Here is a 16,741-nt window from a genome sequence, read left to right as displayed (position 1 = left end):
GCACCATCAACCGGTGACCATTCGGTCGCAGTTTTCTTTCCTTGCGCGCTCGGAAACTGCGCCCTGATCTACTAAACTCCTCGGCTAAGTTAGGGTAGCCTAAGAAATACAGAATGAGAACAGGCTGGACTTGTGACCAGCTCAATCTAAAGACAGGCTAAGGAAGGGGCGCCGCAATGGGCAGGGGCATTAACGGGGCAATTTTGAAACTCCTACGGGCAGAAGACCTCCCCTGCACCGTCACTAAAACCTGGATGCACAGCCCTACCATGAAAGCCTTACGAATATCCTCCCCAGAGTTCCTCAGAACCTACACCCCGGCTGAAGGGGAATACCTGCGCTGCTGGTTCCCAGACCCAGACCACCCCGCCAAAGAAGTCATGCGGGGCTACACCATGATCGACATCGACCCCAAAGCCGGCGAATTCACCCTCCTCTTTCTTCTACACCAACCCGCCGGCCCAGCCAGCCGGTGGGCAGAAACTGCCGTTGCCGGTGACCGTTTTGAAGCCTCCTACTACGGCTCAAGCCCCTTCTCCCTCCCCCCAAACAAGCCTGAAGGCTTCATCTTTGTGGCAGACGCAGCAGGCATACCCTACGTCAATGCTCTGGCAGACCAGCTGGCAGACAGCTTCCCACTCAAAGTCTGGTTGCTAGACTGGCAACCCAGCCACCACCAAATCCCGCTACGCCACCATCAGAACATCACGATTGAGTGGATCCAACCCAGCGCTGAAACCTTGCTAGAGAAAGCTCAAAGCACAGACTGGAAGGGCTGGTACCCCCACCTAGTCTGCGAAGCAAAAGTCTTGTTACCCACCCGTCGCTACCTACTCAAAGAAGCTAAAATACCCAAAGACTTTATGTACGTGCACGCCTACTGGGTACAGGGTAAGGAAATGGGCAAGAGCAGAGAGCTCTCAGACTCGTAAAATCCTTGGAGCGCCAATGGAGGCAGGGGATAGCAGAAAGCCAGGGGACTGATATCACGGGCAAGAGTTCTTTGCATCTCTGCAAAAAGGAGTAAAGTGGCGGGTGTACTGAGCATTTACACCTGAGAGGCACACCCATGATGTCCGTTCTTGGCCGCGACGAAAGTATCCGCTATGTAGCACTGGGCGACTCTCTGAGCGAAGGCGTAGGCGACGATGCCCCCGACCGCCCCAACGGTGTACGCGGCTGGACCGACCGGGTGGCTGAACAGTTTATGCTGGCTGACCCCCAGGCTCTCTACGCTAACCTGGCAATCAGGGGCCGCCTGCTCGTGCCCATCATTGAAGAGCAGCTAGAACCCGCCCTTGAGCTTAAACCTAACCTGGTCAGCCTGATTGGGGGCGGCAACGATTCACTCCGCCCAGGCTTCGATGTTGACGCCCTCATCCAACATTATGATGCGGCCTTCAAAACCCTGCGCGACGAAAATATTGAGGTCTTTACCATGACCGGTTTTGACCCCGGACCCAAGGGCTTCTTTAGCGGCAACCGGGCCCGTGTGGCGCTCTTCAACGAGCTCTTGCGTGAAGTCGCAGAGGACCGGGGCGTGGCTATCGTCGATTACTGGCGTATGCGCGAGCTGAGAGATCTGAGGTACTGGGCACCGGACCGCCTCCATATGAACCCTGCTGGCCATACTCTGGTTGCCCGCCGGGCACTGGAAACCCTGAGCGCTGAGAATATCCGTATTGGTGACCCCGTCGTACCCGAATCAATGCCTCAGACCCGCGCCCAGGAGGCGCTGGCGAATGCAAAGTGGGCCCGTGAATTTGTGGTGCCCTGGATCGGCCGCCGTCTGCGCGGAACAAGTTCCGGCGACAACATCGCACCCAAATACCCCGAATGGACCCGCTTTGATGCGCTCCCCGAAGAGGGGTAGAAGGTAGATTAACAGCTCCTTTAAAGGATTAAAAGAGTTAAGAAGTTAACGTCACACTCAAGATTACACACGTGTAATTTAGCTCCCTGCCCTTGTGAGAGCGCGAGTTTTAAAACGCGCATAAAGAACCTGAGAGTGCCGATTAAAGCCTGAAATGACTTGCGAAAAGTTAAATAAACGGTAGAATTGACGGAAGGTTCAAGCGCAAATTTGGGCCCGAGGATTAAGCTTGCGAAGACCGGAGCAGGTAGCCCAGCACCGGCTGTCGCAAGCTTTTTATTGGGGTCTGAGCTTGCGTGGTTTCCCGTAATTACCTAGACTTTAAGGCTGTTCGTAGTGGTGGCAACACCTCTCGTTCGCCTAAGCTTCACCGTTTTTCCCGCGGCGGGGATTCACTTCGGCCTCTCACCCGAAGATGAGTCTCAAACACTCTAGCCTTGGAGAATAACCCGGTGCTCTACCTATTAGGTGACGGGACGCCCATTGCTGATTATCGGCTTCGGCTGGTAAGCGCCAACTGCGTACCGTCATTTCGTCAACATTTGGAGGAGAAAACTATGGCAGCTGTCTGCCAGGTGACCGGAGCTGTTCCCGGCTTTGGACACAGCATTTCGCACTCGCATCGCCGCAACAAGCGTCGTTTCGATCCGAACGTGCAGAAGAAGAAGTACTACGTACCCTCACTTCGTCGCAACGTAACCCTGAACGTCTCTGCAAAGGGCATCAAGGTGATCGACGCACGTGGTATCGACGCAGTAGTTGCTGACATTCTTGCACGCGGAGAGAAGATCTAAACATGGCATCAAAGGCTAAGGACGTTCGTCCTATCATCAAACTTAAGTCCACTGCGGGCACCGGCTTTACTTACGTTACCCGTAAGAACCGCCGTAACAACCCCGATCGTATGGTTCTCAAGAAGTACGATCCCGTTGTCCGTAAGCACGTTGACTTCCGAGAGGAGCGCTAAACAATGGCTAAGAAGTCCAAGATTGCTCGCAACGAGCAGCGCAAGGTCATCGTTGCACGCTACGCTGAAAAGCGTCTGGAACTGAAGAAGACCCTGGTTGACGAAAACGCAACCCCCGAAGAGCGCGAAGCAGCCCGCCTGGGTCTCCAGAAGCTACCCCGCAACGCTTCACCCGTTCGTCTTCGTAACCGCGACCAGATCGATGGCCGCCCCCGTGGCACCTTCCAGAAGTTCGGCATTTCGCGTGTCCGCTTCCGCGAGATGGCACACCGTGGCGAGCTACCCGGTGTTACCAAGTCAAGCTGGTAATCTGTAGCTGATACGGTTAGCCTTGTGAAAGGGCTAACCCAAGCCACTCACTTTTTGTAAAGTCTCAGGAGGAGCATTCCATGGCTAAGAACCGTAGCGAACTCGTAGCAGAGGTAGCAGAGAAGGCCGGCACCAGCCAGGCTGCAGTGAACGGCGTCCTTGACGCACTGTTCCAGGTCTTTGAAGCATCTGTTGCTAAGGGCGAGAAAATCACCATCCCCGGCTGGATGGCCATTGAGCGCACTGACCGTGCAGCTCGTACCGGTCGCAACCCCCAGACCGGCGAAACCATTCAGATTCCTGCTGGTCACGGCGTCAAGCTGACCGCTGGTTCAAAGTTGAAGGCAGCAGTCTCCTCCAAGAAGTAAATTCTTGAGCAGACTTTGAAAAGGGCCACCCCGAGTACGGGGTGGCCCTTTTGCTTTCTCAAACTATAATCAGGACCAAGCCGAGGGGCCTGAGACCACTAGCCTGTGAGATAATAAGCCTGTAACCCCGGGCGTTCCTAGGATCGCAGATAAATTTTTCTCCGGGGTAGGCCACCGCAGAAGATTGGGACCAAAGCTTTAATCTTCTGACCTACAGCACGAGGGAGGGGAGAAACTATGCGCCAGCGTCAGCTCATACGCGCCTGGTTCGTTGCCTGCGCAGCCACTGGCTTCGGCGCAAGCTCTCACCTGCTTGCCGGCGGGCACCTGCCCAACCCCCTGATTCTTGCTCTGGCTACCTCCCTGGCTGCTCTCCTGACGCTAGGGGCTACACGGGTCAAACTCAGTCAGTTCAGTTTGGCTACTGGTGTACTAGCCGGACAGGGCCTACTTCACGGGCTATACAGCCACAGCCAGTCGGCTACCCTGACGGCCGGCAGTCAAGTACATACGAGCCACATCCACGGCGCGCAACTGCAGGTCAGCGCCCTTCATGCCGAGCCTCAGAGCCTAGCCATGTGGTTTGGGCACCTCTGTGCTGCTCTAGCCACCTACGCTGTGCTGGCCTATGGTGAGCAGATGTACTCCCTGCTCAGGGCTCTGCTCAAAGCGGCACAGAGATTTTTCACCCCTTTCCATCTGCGCGGCTTCTTGCCCGCCAAACACCACATCCCCGGTTTTCAGCGCCCAGGCTCAATAAGGGGCGCTACCCTGGGCACCTGCCGGCTGACGCGCGGCCCGCCCGCCCTTGCTATGCACCCCTAACAACTTATGTATCGATGCGATAGCAAGGAACAATAATGACCAAGGCTCATACAGCCTCAACAACAGCTCGTGCTTTCTTAGCGGTAGCCACTTTGGCAGGCACCAGCCTGCTGGGAATAAGCGCCGCGACGGCCCATGACGAGCTTATCTCCACGAACCCTGCGGACGGCTCTAGCCTGTCCCAAGCTCCCCGCCAGCTAGAACTCACCTTTAGCGGCAACATCATGCAGATGGACGGTGCCAACCAGGTACGTGTGACCAACGCAGCCGGGGAAGACGTTACCCAGGGTGACCCTCAGGTTAAGGGAACAAGCGTAACCCAGGGCCTGACAGCAGGTGATGAGGACGAGACCTACACCGTTGCCTGGCGTGTGGTCTCATCCGACGGTCACCCGATCCAGGGAACCCTCACCTACGATGTGGGTCAGGGCGCAAGCACAGATGCTGGGTCAACCGTCACTGCTACCAATCCCAGTAGCTCAGCGGCATCTAACGCCGCTGCATCTGACCCTGTAGCCTCAGCAACAGAGGGGCTCTCGACCCCCATGAAAATTGTTCTTGCTGTGGTTGCGGCAGCCGCACTTGGTACTGCCCTGACCGTCGTACTCGCTAAAACTAAGCGCAAGTAAACCCACCAACTTTTAAACAAAGAAGATTTCACTATGTCATCACATAAGATTTACCGCCCTGCTGCCCTGGCAGCTGTCGCCCTGCTCGCTCTGACCGCCTGCGGCTCATCAGACCAGACCGCTGCCACCGGTAGCGCCACCGCTACTGCAAGCTCATCTGCCGCCAGTGCCGCTCCCAGCGCCACCAGCCAAACCGGCCTGGTCGCAGAAGAAAGCTGGATCAAAGCCAATACCAGCGATATGACCGGTGCCTTTGCCCGCATCACCAATACCGGCGACCAGCCCATCACTATCACCGGTGCCCGGAGCAGCGCTGCGGGTATGGTGGAGCTTCACACCACCGTCATCGACTCTGCTACCGGAACCAGCACCATGAAGAAAGTAGAGGGTGGCTTCACCATTGAACCCGGCGCAACCCTGGAACTGGCACCCGGTAGCGACCACATCATGCTCATGGGCATGAAGTGCTCACTGGTTGCCGGTGCAAGTGACACCATCACACTGGAAACCTCAGCTGGTGAATACAGCTTTGACGCCGAGGTCCGTGACTACAGTGGAGCTAAGGAAGAATACGCTCCCGGTCAGGCAACAAGCCCTGCTGCTGAAACCATGGGCGACTCCACCGACCACTCCATGCACTCCATGCACTCCATGGACACCTCCGGCACCGCTAGCGCAGAAGCAACCCTGCCACAGTGCGCCTAACCCAACCCTAGCTAGCTCACGCTAGCTACTGACCTGCCCCGGTTCCGCACCGCGTTACCGGGGCAGGTACCACCAAAGGAAAACACCATGAGTAGCTCATTTAATGAGGACTTAGAACGGGCCCTGGGCGGCGCAGATAAGGCACCGGACGACGCCAGCTACAAGACAAGCCAAGACTCACCAGAACCCCGGGGCATCGACCGTCGACTAGCTCTAACCGGGGCCCTGGGCGCGGGAACGGGTGTTGCCGCTACCCTTGCCAGCCAGTACGCAGGTGCCCAGCAGACAGAGAACCAGGCCGAAACTACAGCGCCGCTTCAGAGCGCACAGGTTCCCTTTTATGGGCCCCGACAGGCTGGCATCGACACGCCAGCCCCCAGCTACGCCTCTTTTATCGCTATTGACCTCAACAGCGGACTAGACCGCGAGGGTGTGCGCCGTTTACTGCGGATTCTTACCGCTGATGCGGCCCGCCTGACCGGGGGGATCGCACCCCTGACCGATCAGGAACCAGAGCTAGCTCTGGTTCCTGCCAACCTGACGGTCACTTTCGGCTTTGGCGAACGTATCTTTGACATCGTTGCCCCAGAAAAGAAACCGGACTGGCTCAAACCCCTGCCCGTTTTTGAGCAGATTGATCAGCTCCAAGACCGCTGGAAGGACGGTGATTTACTGCTCCAACTGTGCAGTGACGACCGTTTTACCCTAGCCCATGCCCAGCGCGTCCTGCTCAAGAACATTCGTACTTTCGGGTCGGTACGCTGGGTTCAGGAGGGCTTCCGCCGCGCCTACGGCAGCCAAAACCAAGGCCAGACCATGCGCAACCTCTTTGGGCAGGTGGACGGCACCATCAATCCATCCGCCCAGGACGGCTCTATGGACTCCTTTGTCTGGGGTAAGCACGAGGAACTGAGCCCCTGGGAAGAGGGCGGGGCCTCCCTGGTGATTCGACGTATTCACATGAACCTGGATACCTGGGACCAGGCGGATCGTCCTGCCCGCGAGGACGCTATCGGGCGCAACCTCACCAACGGCGCGCCCCTAACCGGCACCCAGGAACGTGACCCCGCTGACCTGTCGGCAACTAACGACATGGGCTTCACCGTCATTGCGCCCTACGCCCACATTCGCAGGGCTGCGCCCCAAAAACGGGTGGAACAGATACTCCGCCGGGGCTACAACTACGACGAGCCAGTCCAGAACGCCTCAGGCTTCTCTGAGCACCACCAAGCAGAGGGCGGGGTCAGCTCATCGGGCCTCATCTTCTGCTCTTACCAGGCTAACCCCCTGACCCAGTTCCTTCCCATTCAGCAACGGCTGGCTGAACTGGATATGCTCAACACCTGGACCGTTCCGATCGGGTCTGCGGTCTTTGCCCTGCCCGCCGGGTGCTCCGAAGGCGGGTTTATCGGCGAGAGCCTTTTCCGCTAAACCACCCCCCAGGCAGACTTAGCTTGAGAGAGAAGGCAGGACACACACCATGACAGCGCAAAAGACAGGCAAGGAATCGCGGGGATCCGACAGCTCACCGACCACAGGCCGGATTCGACCGGCAGGCACAGGGGAGGGGCTTGCCGGAAACTTGATTTGGGCTTTCCCCGTTGTAGCCCTCGTGGCCCTGGTGATTAGCATGGCGGTGACCGGTATTAACACCGGCACCGACCTGGCCGATGCCGGCCCGGTAGTGCGCTGGGGCCTACCCGTAGCTGAGACAGTTCAAAACTTTGCTATGGCCACGACCATGGGCGCCCTGCTGTTTGCTCTGGGGCTGGTTCCTCGGTTCCTCGACTCTGCGCGGGGGCGGGTCAACGTCAACATGGCCCATGCATCTACTGCCCGCCAGCGTGAAAAGAACCTGCACCGTCCAGAGCACCCGGCCTTCATCGCGATCATGAACCTGGCCTCAGCGGCCTCGGTTACCTGGACCCTGACCGCTATCGCGGTACTGATTTTTAGCTATGCCGATATCTCGGGCCGTGCCCCCTCAGGGAGTACAGACTACACCTCCGAGCTGATCAGCTTCATGACCACCATCGACTCGGGTAAAGAAAAGGCCACCATGATTGTGGTTGCGGCAGTCGTCGCTACCCTGGTTTTTGCTGTGCGGTCCCTGACCGGCCTACTCCTAACCTTTGGCCTTTCCCTGATAGGAATTGTCACCATGGCCCTGGGCGGTCACTCTTCTGGCGGTGATGACCACATGGGAGCTGTGAACTCTCTGGGACTGCACCTACTCGGCGTGGTGCTCTGGTGCGGCGGGCTCATCACCCTGGCCTACATCTGCCGCACAATTTCAGCAAAGGACGCCGGTAGCGGCACCCTGGTAGAAACCAAACGCGGGCAAGAAACCGCCACCTCACGCAGGGCACCACTGGCCCTTGCTGTTCTACGCCGTTATTCAACTCTTGCGCTCTTTGGCTTTATTCTGGTTTTACTCTCCGGTATGGTGAACGCCCTGGTACGGCTCAACCACCTAGGTGAACTTTTCACTACCACCTACGGTGCCTTGGTACTGGCCAAGCTCACCCTGACCCTGGCATTGGGTGCCTTGGGTGCTATCCACCGCCTGCGCCTAATACCCCAGATGCAGGCAGGAAACCTGGGGGCGGCACGCGGCATCTGGTCAGCCATCCTGTGCGAGCTGGTACTCATGGGCATCACCAGCGGTCTAGCCGTTTCCCTCTCACGTACCCCGCCACCTGCCCCAGAAACCCTGCCCACCGGTGCGGAACCGGTCCGCATCATCACCCTCTACGACATGCCCCCCGAACCCCATGTAGCCGAGTGGTTCACCCAGTGGCGCTTTGACTGGTTCTGGGTCGCTTTCATCTGTTGCGCAGGTTTTTCCTACCTATGGGCACTGCTCAAAGTTCGCCGTGTGGGCGGTAAATGGCCCATCGGGCGTACCCTATCCTGGTTCTTCGGGCTTTTTATCCTGCTCTACATCACCTCTGGTGCCCTGACGGTCTACGCCCGTGTACTTTTCTCAGCACACATGGTTGAGCACATGTTCCTGACCATGGTCTGCCCTATCTTCCTTGTGCTCGGAGCCCCCATTACCCTGCTCCTGCGCGCTCTAGAGCCACGGCAGGACGGCACCCGCGGCCCCCGCGAATGGATCCTGCGCCTGGTTCACTCTGGCTGGTCAAAGGTCATCACCCACCCCATCTTCGCGGCGGTGAATTTTGCTGGCTCCATTGTGGTTGTCTACTTTACCCCGCTCTTCGGGGTCATGCTCCGCTACCACGTAGGCCACGAATTTATGCTGATTCACTTCCTGATTACCGGCTACATCTTTAGCCTGGTGCTCATCGGGATCGACCCCATCCCCTACCGCCCAGCCCACCTCATGCGACTTCTGCTGATCATCGCGACCCTGGGTTACCACGCCTTTGTAGGGATTGCCATCATGCAGATGGATACCCTCCTTCAAGCCTCCTGGTTCGGGAACCTAGGGCGGCCCTGGGGTCTATCGGCTATCGAGGACCAACAGCTAGGTGGCTCACTCATGTGGGCAATTGGCGAAATACCAACCATGGTGATTGCCGTATCGGTGGCTGTCCAATGGTCAATGAACGACAAGAAAGTCCAACGCCGTGTGGACCGTCAAGCCGACCGCGACGGCAACGCGGAGCTCAATGCCTACAACGACATGCTAGCCAAGCTCGCTGATGAGGACTCCCGCGAGCATTAGGCAGAAAAAGTGGGGCAGATCTTCAACAAGACCTGCCCCACGCCAATATGAGCTGGTGATAGCTCATCAAACCTAGGATGCCTTGCCCCAGGGCTTGGCGCTCTGCTCATCACTTTCAGCGCGGTGAGCAGGAGAAATAACAGAAACAGCCCCATCGAACTGCGGGGTGACCTGCTCCAAGCGGGCAGAAATTCTGGCAATTTTTTGGTATAGAGCAGATGCGGGGCAAGAGTCGGTCTGTTGAGTCATGGGGAGCCTCCAAACAGCAGGGACAGGTGGGAAGAGCTACCGGCGGTAGAGAGTGGGAAGACCAACCGCAGGTCTGCTTTACCCTCACTATAGCCAGTAGGTATGCAGGTGACATGTGGGTTCTCTGTCAAAAGCCTGAACGTCCCACCATATATGGGGACAAGGTGCTTCTACCGACCAGGGGTTACTCCCCAGTATCCTCCGTACGCCTGGGTTCTGTCCCCACTATTTGTCCCCAAAAAATCTGGCTATTTTATACCGTTCTCTGGGCCACCCGTATGCACCCGAAAACCAATCAGCGACAGAGTCAGCGCCACAGCCAGCGAAATAAGCACCTCTAGCCTGTGCGCCTCCGTAACCCCCATATAAATTAGCAGGGCCACCAGGGCCGAAATCAGCAGGTAGTTGACCCAGGGCCAGCCGGGGGAGTACAGAGCACTTTGCTCACTCCGGGCAGGGAGCAAACGGCGGCTCCGCAGGTGGGAGACAGCCACAATCAACCACACAAAAATGCCTACCCCACCGGTTGAATTCACCAGCAGCGCAAAGACCTGATCCGGCATGAAATAGTTGAGCAGAACCGAGGCCAACCCAATGAGAGAAGAGAGCACAATAGCGTTCTGCGGGGCCCTGGTGCTCGATACCTGGGAGAAGGTTGCCGGAGCATCGCCCTGTTCCGCCAAAGCAAAGACCATGCGGGACGCCGCATACAGGCTAGCGTTCAAACAAGACAACAAGGCAGTCAACATCACAACATTCATGACCAAACCAGCCCAGGGAATACCCAGCACCTCAAACATGGTCACGAAAGGCGAAACACCACCTGTCACAGCCGTCCACGGAATCACCAGCAGGGTAACCGCCACAGACCCCACATAGAAGAAGAGGACCCGGAACATCACCGAACGCACAGCCTTAGTCACCGCAACCGCTGGGTTACTCGACTCCCCAGCCGCCACCGTGGCAATCTCAGCCCCAAACATCGAAAAAATAACCGCCAGCAGGGCCGCAAACACGGCACCCCCACCGTGAGGGAAGAACCCACCAGAAGCCGAGTAATTACCCCAAGAAGCTGTGGAACTGGGAATAATCCCCAGCAGGGCAAGAACCCCCACCACAATAATGACGGCGATAGCTCCCACCTTAATGGACGAAAACCAGAACTCAGCCTCACCGTAAGAACGCACCGACAGCAGATTCAACCCCATAAAAGCCAGCACAAACACCAGCGCAAGCAACCATTGGGGCAAAGCAGGCAGCCACGCCGTCACAATCTGAGCCGCCGCCGTAGCCTCAATCGCCACCGTCACCGACCAAAACCACCAGTACAGCCAACCCACAGAAAAACCAGCCCACGGGCCAATAAAACGTCGCGCATACACTGAAAACGACCCCGTCTCAGGAGTCCGGGCCGACATCTCACCCAGCATCCGCATGACCAAAACCAGCACACCACCAGCCAAAAGATAGGTCAAAATAACCGCCGGACCAGCAGTCACAATGGCCGTACTCGAAGCCACCAACAAACCAGCCCCAATCGCCCCGCCCAGGGCAATCATCGACAGGTGACGCGGCCGCAAGGACCTCGCCAGCTTCTGAGAAGCCGGGGGTAAAGAACCAGCTTGATGCGGAGAGCTCACATGAACCTTCTTTAGCGTAAAAGCGCACCAACCGGCACGCACCCCAAACATAACCATCGGCATACGGAAAAACTTCCCCCGTGGTCAGGCCCCACCAACGGTAGCAACCGCAGACAATCCTAGCTGTTACGCAACTATTACGCACAGTTGAGTTCTATAACCGGCTCCCACTACACAGAGCGCAACAAATAACCGCCACCCAGCTCCTTGGATAGGCTGGTACAGAACAAACCGAACGCCCTCAGGGCACACACGAAAGGTACACCCATGGCAGATCATGCAGCCGCACGCCAGAGCAAAGTCCGTGCCTCAGAACTTGTCGGTAGAGGCTGGCTCAACACCGGTGACCAAGAACTCTCTCTCGAAAAACTCCGGGGCAAAATCGTCATCCTGGACTTCTGGACCTTCTGCTGCATGAACTGCCTGCACGTACTCGATGAACTACGCCCCCTCGAAGAAAAATACTCCGACGTGCTCGTCACCATTGGCGTCCACTCGCCCAAATTCGAACACGAAGCAGACCCTCAGGCGCTCGCCGCCGCCGTAGACCGCTACGACATCACCCACCCCGTCCTCGATGACCCCAACCTCGAGACCTGGGCCGCCTACACCGCCCGGGCCTGGCCCACCCTGGTCGTCATCGACCCCGAAGGCTACATCATCGCCCACCTCTCCGGCGAAGGCCACGTCCAAGGGCTCACCTGCCTGGTCGAAGAACTCGTCCAAACCCACGACCTGCAGGGCACCCTCCACCGCGGCGACGGACCCTACGTTCCCCGCCCCAAAGCCCAAGGCACCTTCGCCTTCCCCGGCAAAGCCCTGGCCCTGCCCGCCGACCTCGCAGGAGTCGATGGCACCTACCTGGTCACCGACACCGCCCACCACCGGCTCGTCCACCTAGGAGCAGACCTCGAAACCCCCCTGGCCACCTTCGGCGGCACCGAAAAAGGCTACGCAGACGGTAACGCCGCCACCGCCCGCTTCAACGAGCCTCAAGGTCTAGCCCTCGTCCCCGAACACCTGCGCCAAGAACTTGCCGCTGACGTACTTATCGCAGACTCCGTCAATCACCGTATCCGCGGCCTCCAGCTAGCTACCGGAGAAGTCACCACCCTGGCCGGAAGCGGAACCCAACGCCTGATCGATGGCCAAAGCGCTCGCCAAGACCCCAACTACATTGCCACCGGCGCCGACCCCCTCACCGTGGCCCTCTCATCCCCCTGGGACCTGGTCTATTCCCGCGCCGCCAGAGCCTTCCTCATCGCCATGGCCGGAACCCACCAAATCTTTAGCTACAACCCCGAAACCGGCCAACTCGACGTCTTCGCCGGAACCGGTGCCGAAGGCCTCAAAGACGGTGCCGCCGCAGACTCCTGGTTCGCCCAATCCTCCGGCATCATCGAAAGCGCTGACGGCTCCATCTGGGTTGCCGACTCAGAAACCAGCGCCCTACGCCACATCACTTTCAATGGCGCAGAAGCCACCGTCAGCACCGCAATCGGCATCGGCCTCTTCGACTTCGGCTTCGTCGATGGACCCCACCCCCAAGCCCGCTTGCAACACTGCCTGGGCCTGACCGAACTAGCCGACGGCTCCATCGCCATTGCCGACACCTACAACGGCGCAATCCGCCGCTTTGACCCTGCCAGCGGGGAGCTAGGAACCCTGGCACGCGGCCTGGCAGAACCCTCCGACCTGATCGTAGAACAGACCCATGACGGCGGCTCCCGCCTCATCGCAGTAGAAGCCAACGCCCACCAGCTCGTGCGCATCAGCATCCCTGAAGCCATACAACACGTGGACGAAGGCACCGCTCAGGTCACCCGCAAATCTACCCGTCTCACCGGCGGCACCCTCAACCTCACCGCCCGCTTCAGCGCACCCACCGGGCAGAAACTCGACACCCGCTGGGGCGACCCCACCCAGCTCAAGATTTCGTCCACCCCCGAAAATTTCATCCTGGAGGGAGCTGGTACCGCCCAGGGGCTCACCCGCACCCTGCGCCTCAACCCAGAAATTACCGAAGCGGTCCTACACATTACCGCCCGCGCGGCTGCCTGTGATGGGGAACCTGGGGGTGAGATTCCGGATCACGCGGCCTGCCATCTCTACCAGCAGGACTGGGGGCTACCTGTAGTTGTGACCGGCGACCAGGGAGATGAATCAGACCTGGTGCTTGATCTGCGCGGGGTTAACTAGGGGGCTTATTGCCTCTGCTCATACGGTGTTCGTCAACACCCCTAAACGCCAGCCCCGAACCAGTTGGCGAACACGGCATGAGCAAGGCCAGTCACTCGTTCGTCAACACCCCTAAACGCCAGCCCCGAGCTAGTTGGCGAACACGGCATGCTCAAGGCACACATCCCACAGTTAAAACCCATAGAAAACTGTCTGCCCTCCTAGGAGGGCAGACAGTGAGATGAGCTCCGTAAAAGCCAATAAGTTACGTAGCCGGTGTAAAGGTAATGGTCTGGTCAGAAGTAGTTAGCCTTCCTGAAAGCTTGAAAGGAACCTGATCCGTGACCTGCTTAGTCTTACCGGTGTAGAGATCAAGCTGTGTAAACGAAATCTCAGCGATTCCCTTACCCGGACCGAGCTTCCACCTATTGCCATCGAGGCTCACTGCTGGCTCCGGGTACTCCTTAATCGTCCAGGTCACGTTCCCACTGACCCGGCCCGTGAAGTCATACTCAAAAGGGCACCCGGCAGGGTAGAGCGAATTCTGGGTGGCACAGCTATCAAGGTAGGTCCGCACCTGCTGCTGAACTGAGGCTTTAGCCGCATCGGAGGGCTCCAAAGCCACCTTCAGTGTCGGCTCACCCTCGGCTGAGGTGAGTGCCACCCGGTCAGAACTTGCAGAGAACAGAGCTGACTCATAGGTCACGGTGTAAAGCCCTGGAAAGAAAGCACCAAAGTCCTCATCGCCGTCGGCAATAGCTACTTTCACATTATTGAGGGTTGCCGCCTGCACCATGGGAGACTCCACCTTAACCGTGGGTAGCTCTTCCAGATCTATGTTCCAGCTATCGAATACACCCCAGTGGGAGCCCACCTTGTGCAGAGAAAAATCTGTGCTGGCCTCCTGACCGTCCAGAGTATAAGAGGCCCGAACCGTGGCCTTCTGCCCTCCATCGGTAATTTCTAGGGTGGTCAAATCAACATTGTGCAGAGAATCGACTGCCGCCTTAAGCCCCTTGCCGTCGAGCACAGCCGCTCCAGCATCGGGTGCTTCAACCCCCAAGATGCCGAGTGCCTTGGCGCCGTCCCCCTCCCGCAAAGCCGCAAAATAGGCACGAACCTGCCCCTCGGGGCCGTACACCAGCCGGTTAATGAGAGCGAGAGAGCCGAGCGCTAGGAGGATAGCAAGAGCAACCCCCATCACCCAGTAGGCAAGGACACGATCAACAGAAGAACGAAAATGCACCCTTTAAATGTAGCTCACGCCGGGTTGTGCCCGGAGAGGCACGACTATGTCGATAGAGTAGAGCCATGGCAGAACACGTGCACCAAGTACCCGAGAAATACGGCCAAGTAAGGGCTATCTACCACCCTCGTATCCACTCCTACCATCGCAGGCTTATCGCCGGTGTCCCCAGCACCGTCCTTGCCTTAGCCTGCATCTGGTTCATGCTGACTAAACGCCCCACCCCTATCGTGATGGTCATACTGGTGTTTATTGCCCTGGGAGCTATTTGCGCTATCTATTCCGTTTTACGACCCCAGATTATTGTCAAAACCAATAGCCATATCTTGCGGGGCAAACTCGTGGGCTGGGAAACTGTTCCCCTTGCCGACATCGAACATACCGTTCTGGCTGAGCGCCTTACCCCCAAACAAGCATCGGGTAAAGAACTAAAGGGTATCGCTGCTTTACGGTTCAAAGGGGCCCCAGCCCTGTGGGCTCTTAATTCGAAGCAGAAACGGATTTTCCGTCTTGATGGGCGTATCTGGGACGCCAAGACTATGCGCGCCATTGCTACAGCTATCTCACCGCAAACCACTGTATACAAGGTTATTAACGTAACCCAGATGAAAACCCAGCACCCCGGGCTTGTAACCTTCAATGAGCTTCACCCCGGCTGGAAGTCCACGGTACTCGGCGCTATCTCTTTAGCCTTCCTGATTGCCTTGGCGGTGGCGGCTTTCCTACCAGAGGAGACTCTACAGCAGTTCAGTATCCTCTAAATTGGGCAAGGGTCACAGGCTATTTGAGCAGAAGCCGGTCTAGCTGGGTTGATGAGCTAGACCGGCCTTTTCAATCTGATCTACCCCATGAAGGGATGAGGGGACGCGCTTAAGCTTGGCGGGTACCGTCAGGAGTAGAGGAACCGTCTTGGACATGGTTGGGGTAGTCCTGGGTGACTTCGGTAATGATGTCTTCGACAAAGGTGATGACATTGTCACCCCCGGTGACAGGTCCGCCGGCTAGGAGACCGTCCATGCCCAGCGCTAGGGCGCCGGGGGTTCCCTGACCGAACAGTTTGCGGGTCATAAAGCCGGGGTCAATGAGGACCTGGATATGGGGCGCCATGGCAAATGCGCTGACGTCCTTGTCGCTAGCAACTACCGGGTGAAGAGCAATCATTGGGATTTGCTCCTGCCAACCTGCGAGCTTGTTCACCACCTTGTGGCAGTGTCCGCAGCCGGGGGAGACCCAGATGATGATGCGGGCCTGGGCTAGTGCCAGGTCACGGAGGCTGGTTTGCTGGCCGGTGCCGTCTCTAGAAGAGGTGGGATCCTCCGCGGGGTAGTAGAGAGCGGAGTAGGGGATGGGAGTGCGGATATAGTCGTCCTCTGCCTGAGCGGCAGCCGCCGGGGGTGCTTGCTCGAGCTGCTGGCTAGGGGGTGTTTTCAGGCTTTCGGCCCGGTTGATGGACCATAGGGTGAGTGAAGCTAAAAAGGCACCAATGAGCCAGAGCCAACCAGCTGAATCTAGAGCGAGCAGCTGGGTAATAGCAGAGCCACCGGTGTTGAGGGCACCGATGAGCGCACCCGCTGAGGCCAAGAAGAGAGCGGTGTTCCGAATGAGAGTAAAGACTGAGGTGGGGGCGGTTGAGGCGCCACCGAAGCAGTTACAGCTTGCGGTGTTGCCTTGTACCAGGGCACGGGCGATAACTGCCCAGTAGCTTGCGAAGAGTGCAAGGGAAGCTAGGGCGGCAAGGATTTGGAAGGTGCCGGGGAGCACCAGGAGGGCCACCGCGAGGGCCAGCTCAGCCCAGGGAAGTACCCGGGCAACAAGCTTGACGGGGAGGAATCTGTTCAGCTTGAGGTTCACGATCGCGGTGACTGTGCTGGTTGGCTCTTTGACCTTGGCGTAGCCGCTGACGGCCAGGGTCACAATGATGATGAGGGTGCAGAGCACAAGGGGGTTCATAGCCTGCCTTAAGGGAGGAAATCGTTTACTTTTAGCCTACGCGCAGGAGCGCCCCGGTAAAAGGGTGGGGCTCGCCACCTGAGGGCAGTTTAGTGAGCATCATGTTTA

The 16,741-nt window shown here is 58.0% G+C and carries 17 protein-coding genes; 13 read left to right on the top strand and 4 right to left on the bottom strand.

The genetic code is table 11. The features are described 5' to 3' along the window. Window positions 1-176 precede the first annotated feature (176 nt). The 11 genes from ACN08V_RS10085 (at window position 177) to ACN08V_RS10035 (ending at window position 9,370) form a co-directional block, all read left to right on the top strand. On the top strand, window positions 177-932 hold the full coding sequence (locus tag ACN08V_RS10085) for a siderophore-interacting protein (protein ID WP_419105453.1): 756 nt from the start codon (window positions 177-179) through the stop codon (window positions 930-932). Between the two features lie 137 nt (window positions 933-1,069). Continuing rightward, window positions 1,070-1,873, top strand: a complete 804-nt coding sequence (locus ACN08V_RS10080) for an SGNH/GDSL hydrolase family protein (RefSeq protein ID WP_419099991.1) — start codon at window positions 1,070-1,072, stop codon at window positions 1,871-1,873. A 557-nt stretch (window positions 1,874-2,430) separates the two neighbouring features. Next, window positions 2,431-2,667: a 50S ribosomal protein L28 gene (gene rpmB, locus ACN08V_RS10075; protein WP_083090534.1), complete on the top strand. Its 237-nt coding sequence runs from the start codon at window positions 2,431-2,433 to the stop codon at window positions 2,665-2,667. A 2-nt stretch (window positions 2,668-2,669) separates the two neighbouring features. Further along, entirely contained in the window at window positions 2,670-2,840 is a 171-nt protein-coding gene (gene rpmG, locus ACN08V_RS10070; protein WP_185173514.1) for a 50S ribosomal protein L33, read from the top strand. A gap of 3 nt (window positions 2,841-2,843) precedes the next feature. Continuing rightward, complete coding sequence (gene rpsN / locus ACN08V_RS10065; protein ID WP_419099990.1) at window positions 2,844-3,149, top strand: 30S ribosomal protein S14; 306 nt, start codon at window positions 2,844-2,846, stop codon at window positions 3,147-3,149. Window positions 3,150-3,229: 80 nt separating this feature from the next. Next, on the top strand, window positions 3,230-3,517 hold the full coding sequence (locus ACN08V_RS10060; protein ID WP_419099989.1) for an HU family DNA-binding protein: 288 nt from the start codon (window positions 3,230-3,232) through the stop codon (window positions 3,515-3,517). A 237-nt stretch (window positions 3,518-3,754) separates the two neighbouring features. Then, window positions 3,755-4,342 (top strand): hypothetical protein, encoded by a 588-nt coding sequence (locus tag ACN08V_RS10055; RefSeq protein ID WP_419105452.1) that lies wholly within the window; start codon window positions 3,755-3,757, stop codon window positions 4,340-4,342. A 35-nt stretch (window positions 4,343-4,377) separates the two neighbouring features. Continuing rightward, a complete protein-coding gene (locus tag ACN08V_RS10050) occupies window positions 4,378-4,971 on the top strand; it encodes a copper resistance CopC family protein (protein ID WP_419099987.1) in 594 nt (197 codons plus the stop codon). Between the two features lie 33 nt (window positions 4,972-5,004). After that, a complete protein-coding gene (locus ACN08V_RS10045; protein WP_419105451.1) occupies window positions 5,005-5,676 on the top strand; it encodes a copper chaperone PCu(A)C in 672 nt (223 codons plus the stop codon). A gap of 87 nt (window positions 5,677-5,763) precedes the next feature. Further along, a complete protein-coding gene (locus ACN08V_RS10040; protein ID WP_419105450.1) occupies window positions 5,764-7,107 on the top strand; it encodes a Dyp-type peroxidase in 1,344 nt (447 codons plus the stop codon). A gap of 49 nt (window positions 7,108-7,156) precedes the next feature. After that, a complete protein-coding gene (locus tag ACN08V_RS10035; RefSeq protein WP_419105449.1) occupies window positions 7,157-9,370 on the top strand; it encodes a cytochrome c oxidase assembly protein in 2,214 nt (737 codons plus the stop codon). Window positions 9,371-9,442: 72 nt separating this feature from the next. Here the strand turns inward: ACN08V_RS10035 and ACN08V_RS10030 are convergent, their stop codons facing one another. Next, on the bottom strand, window positions 9,443-9,619 hold the full coding sequence (locus tag ACN08V_RS10030; RefSeq protein WP_419105448.1) for a hypothetical protein: 177 nt from the start codon (window positions 9,617-9,619) through the stop codon (window positions 9,443-9,445). Between the two features lie 248 nt (window positions 9,620-9,867). After that, window positions 9,868-11,259 (bottom strand): amino acid permease, encoded by a 1,392-nt coding sequence (locus ACN08V_RS10025; protein ID WP_419105447.1) that lies wholly within the window; start codon window positions 11,257-11,259, stop codon window positions 9,868-9,870. A 267-nt stretch (window positions 11,260-11,526) separates the two neighbouring features. Here ACN08V_RS10025 and ACN08V_RS10020 point away from each other — a divergent pair, with 267 nt between their 5' ends. Beyond that, complete coding sequence (locus ACN08V_RS10020) at window positions 11,527-13,458, top strand: NHL domain-containing thioredoxin family protein (RefSeq protein ID WP_419105446.1); 1,932 nt, start codon at window positions 11,527-11,529, stop codon at window positions 13,456-13,458. A 244-nt stretch (window positions 13,459-13,702) separates the two neighbouring features. Here ACN08V_RS10020 and ACN08V_RS10015 read toward each other — a convergent pair whose 3' ends face one another. Then, window positions 13,703-14,683 carry a hypothetical protein gene (locus tag ACN08V_RS10015; protein ID WP_419099980.1) on the bottom strand — a complete coding sequence of 327 codons (981 nt, stop codon included), beginning with the start codon at window positions 14,681-14,683 and terminating at the stop codon, window positions 13,703-13,705. 65 nt (window positions 14,684-14,748) lie between these two features. On the opposite strand from ACN08V_RS10015, the gene ACN08V_RS10010 reads away from it, so the two are divergent. Next, entirely contained in the window at window positions 14,749-15,444 is a 696-nt protein-coding gene (locus tag ACN08V_RS10010; protein WP_419099979.1) for a hypothetical protein, read from the top strand. Between the two features lie 109 nt (window positions 15,445-15,553). Here the strand turns inward: ACN08V_RS10010 and ACN08V_RS10005 are convergent, their stop codons facing one another. After that, window positions 15,554-16,633, bottom strand: a complete 1,080-nt coding sequence (locus ACN08V_RS10005) for a MauE/DoxX family redox-associated membrane protein (RefSeq protein ID WP_419105445.1) — start codon at window positions 16,631-16,633, stop codon at window positions 15,554-15,556. Window positions 16,634-16,741 lie beyond the last annotated feature (108 nt).

The organism is Rothia sp. P5766, assembly GCF_048513555.1.
In the GTDB taxonomy this organism is placed as follows: Bacteria; Actinomycetota; Actinomycetes; order Actinomycetales; family Micrococcaceae; genus Rothia.
This window is presented reverse-complemented; position numbering and strand designations above follow the sequence as displayed.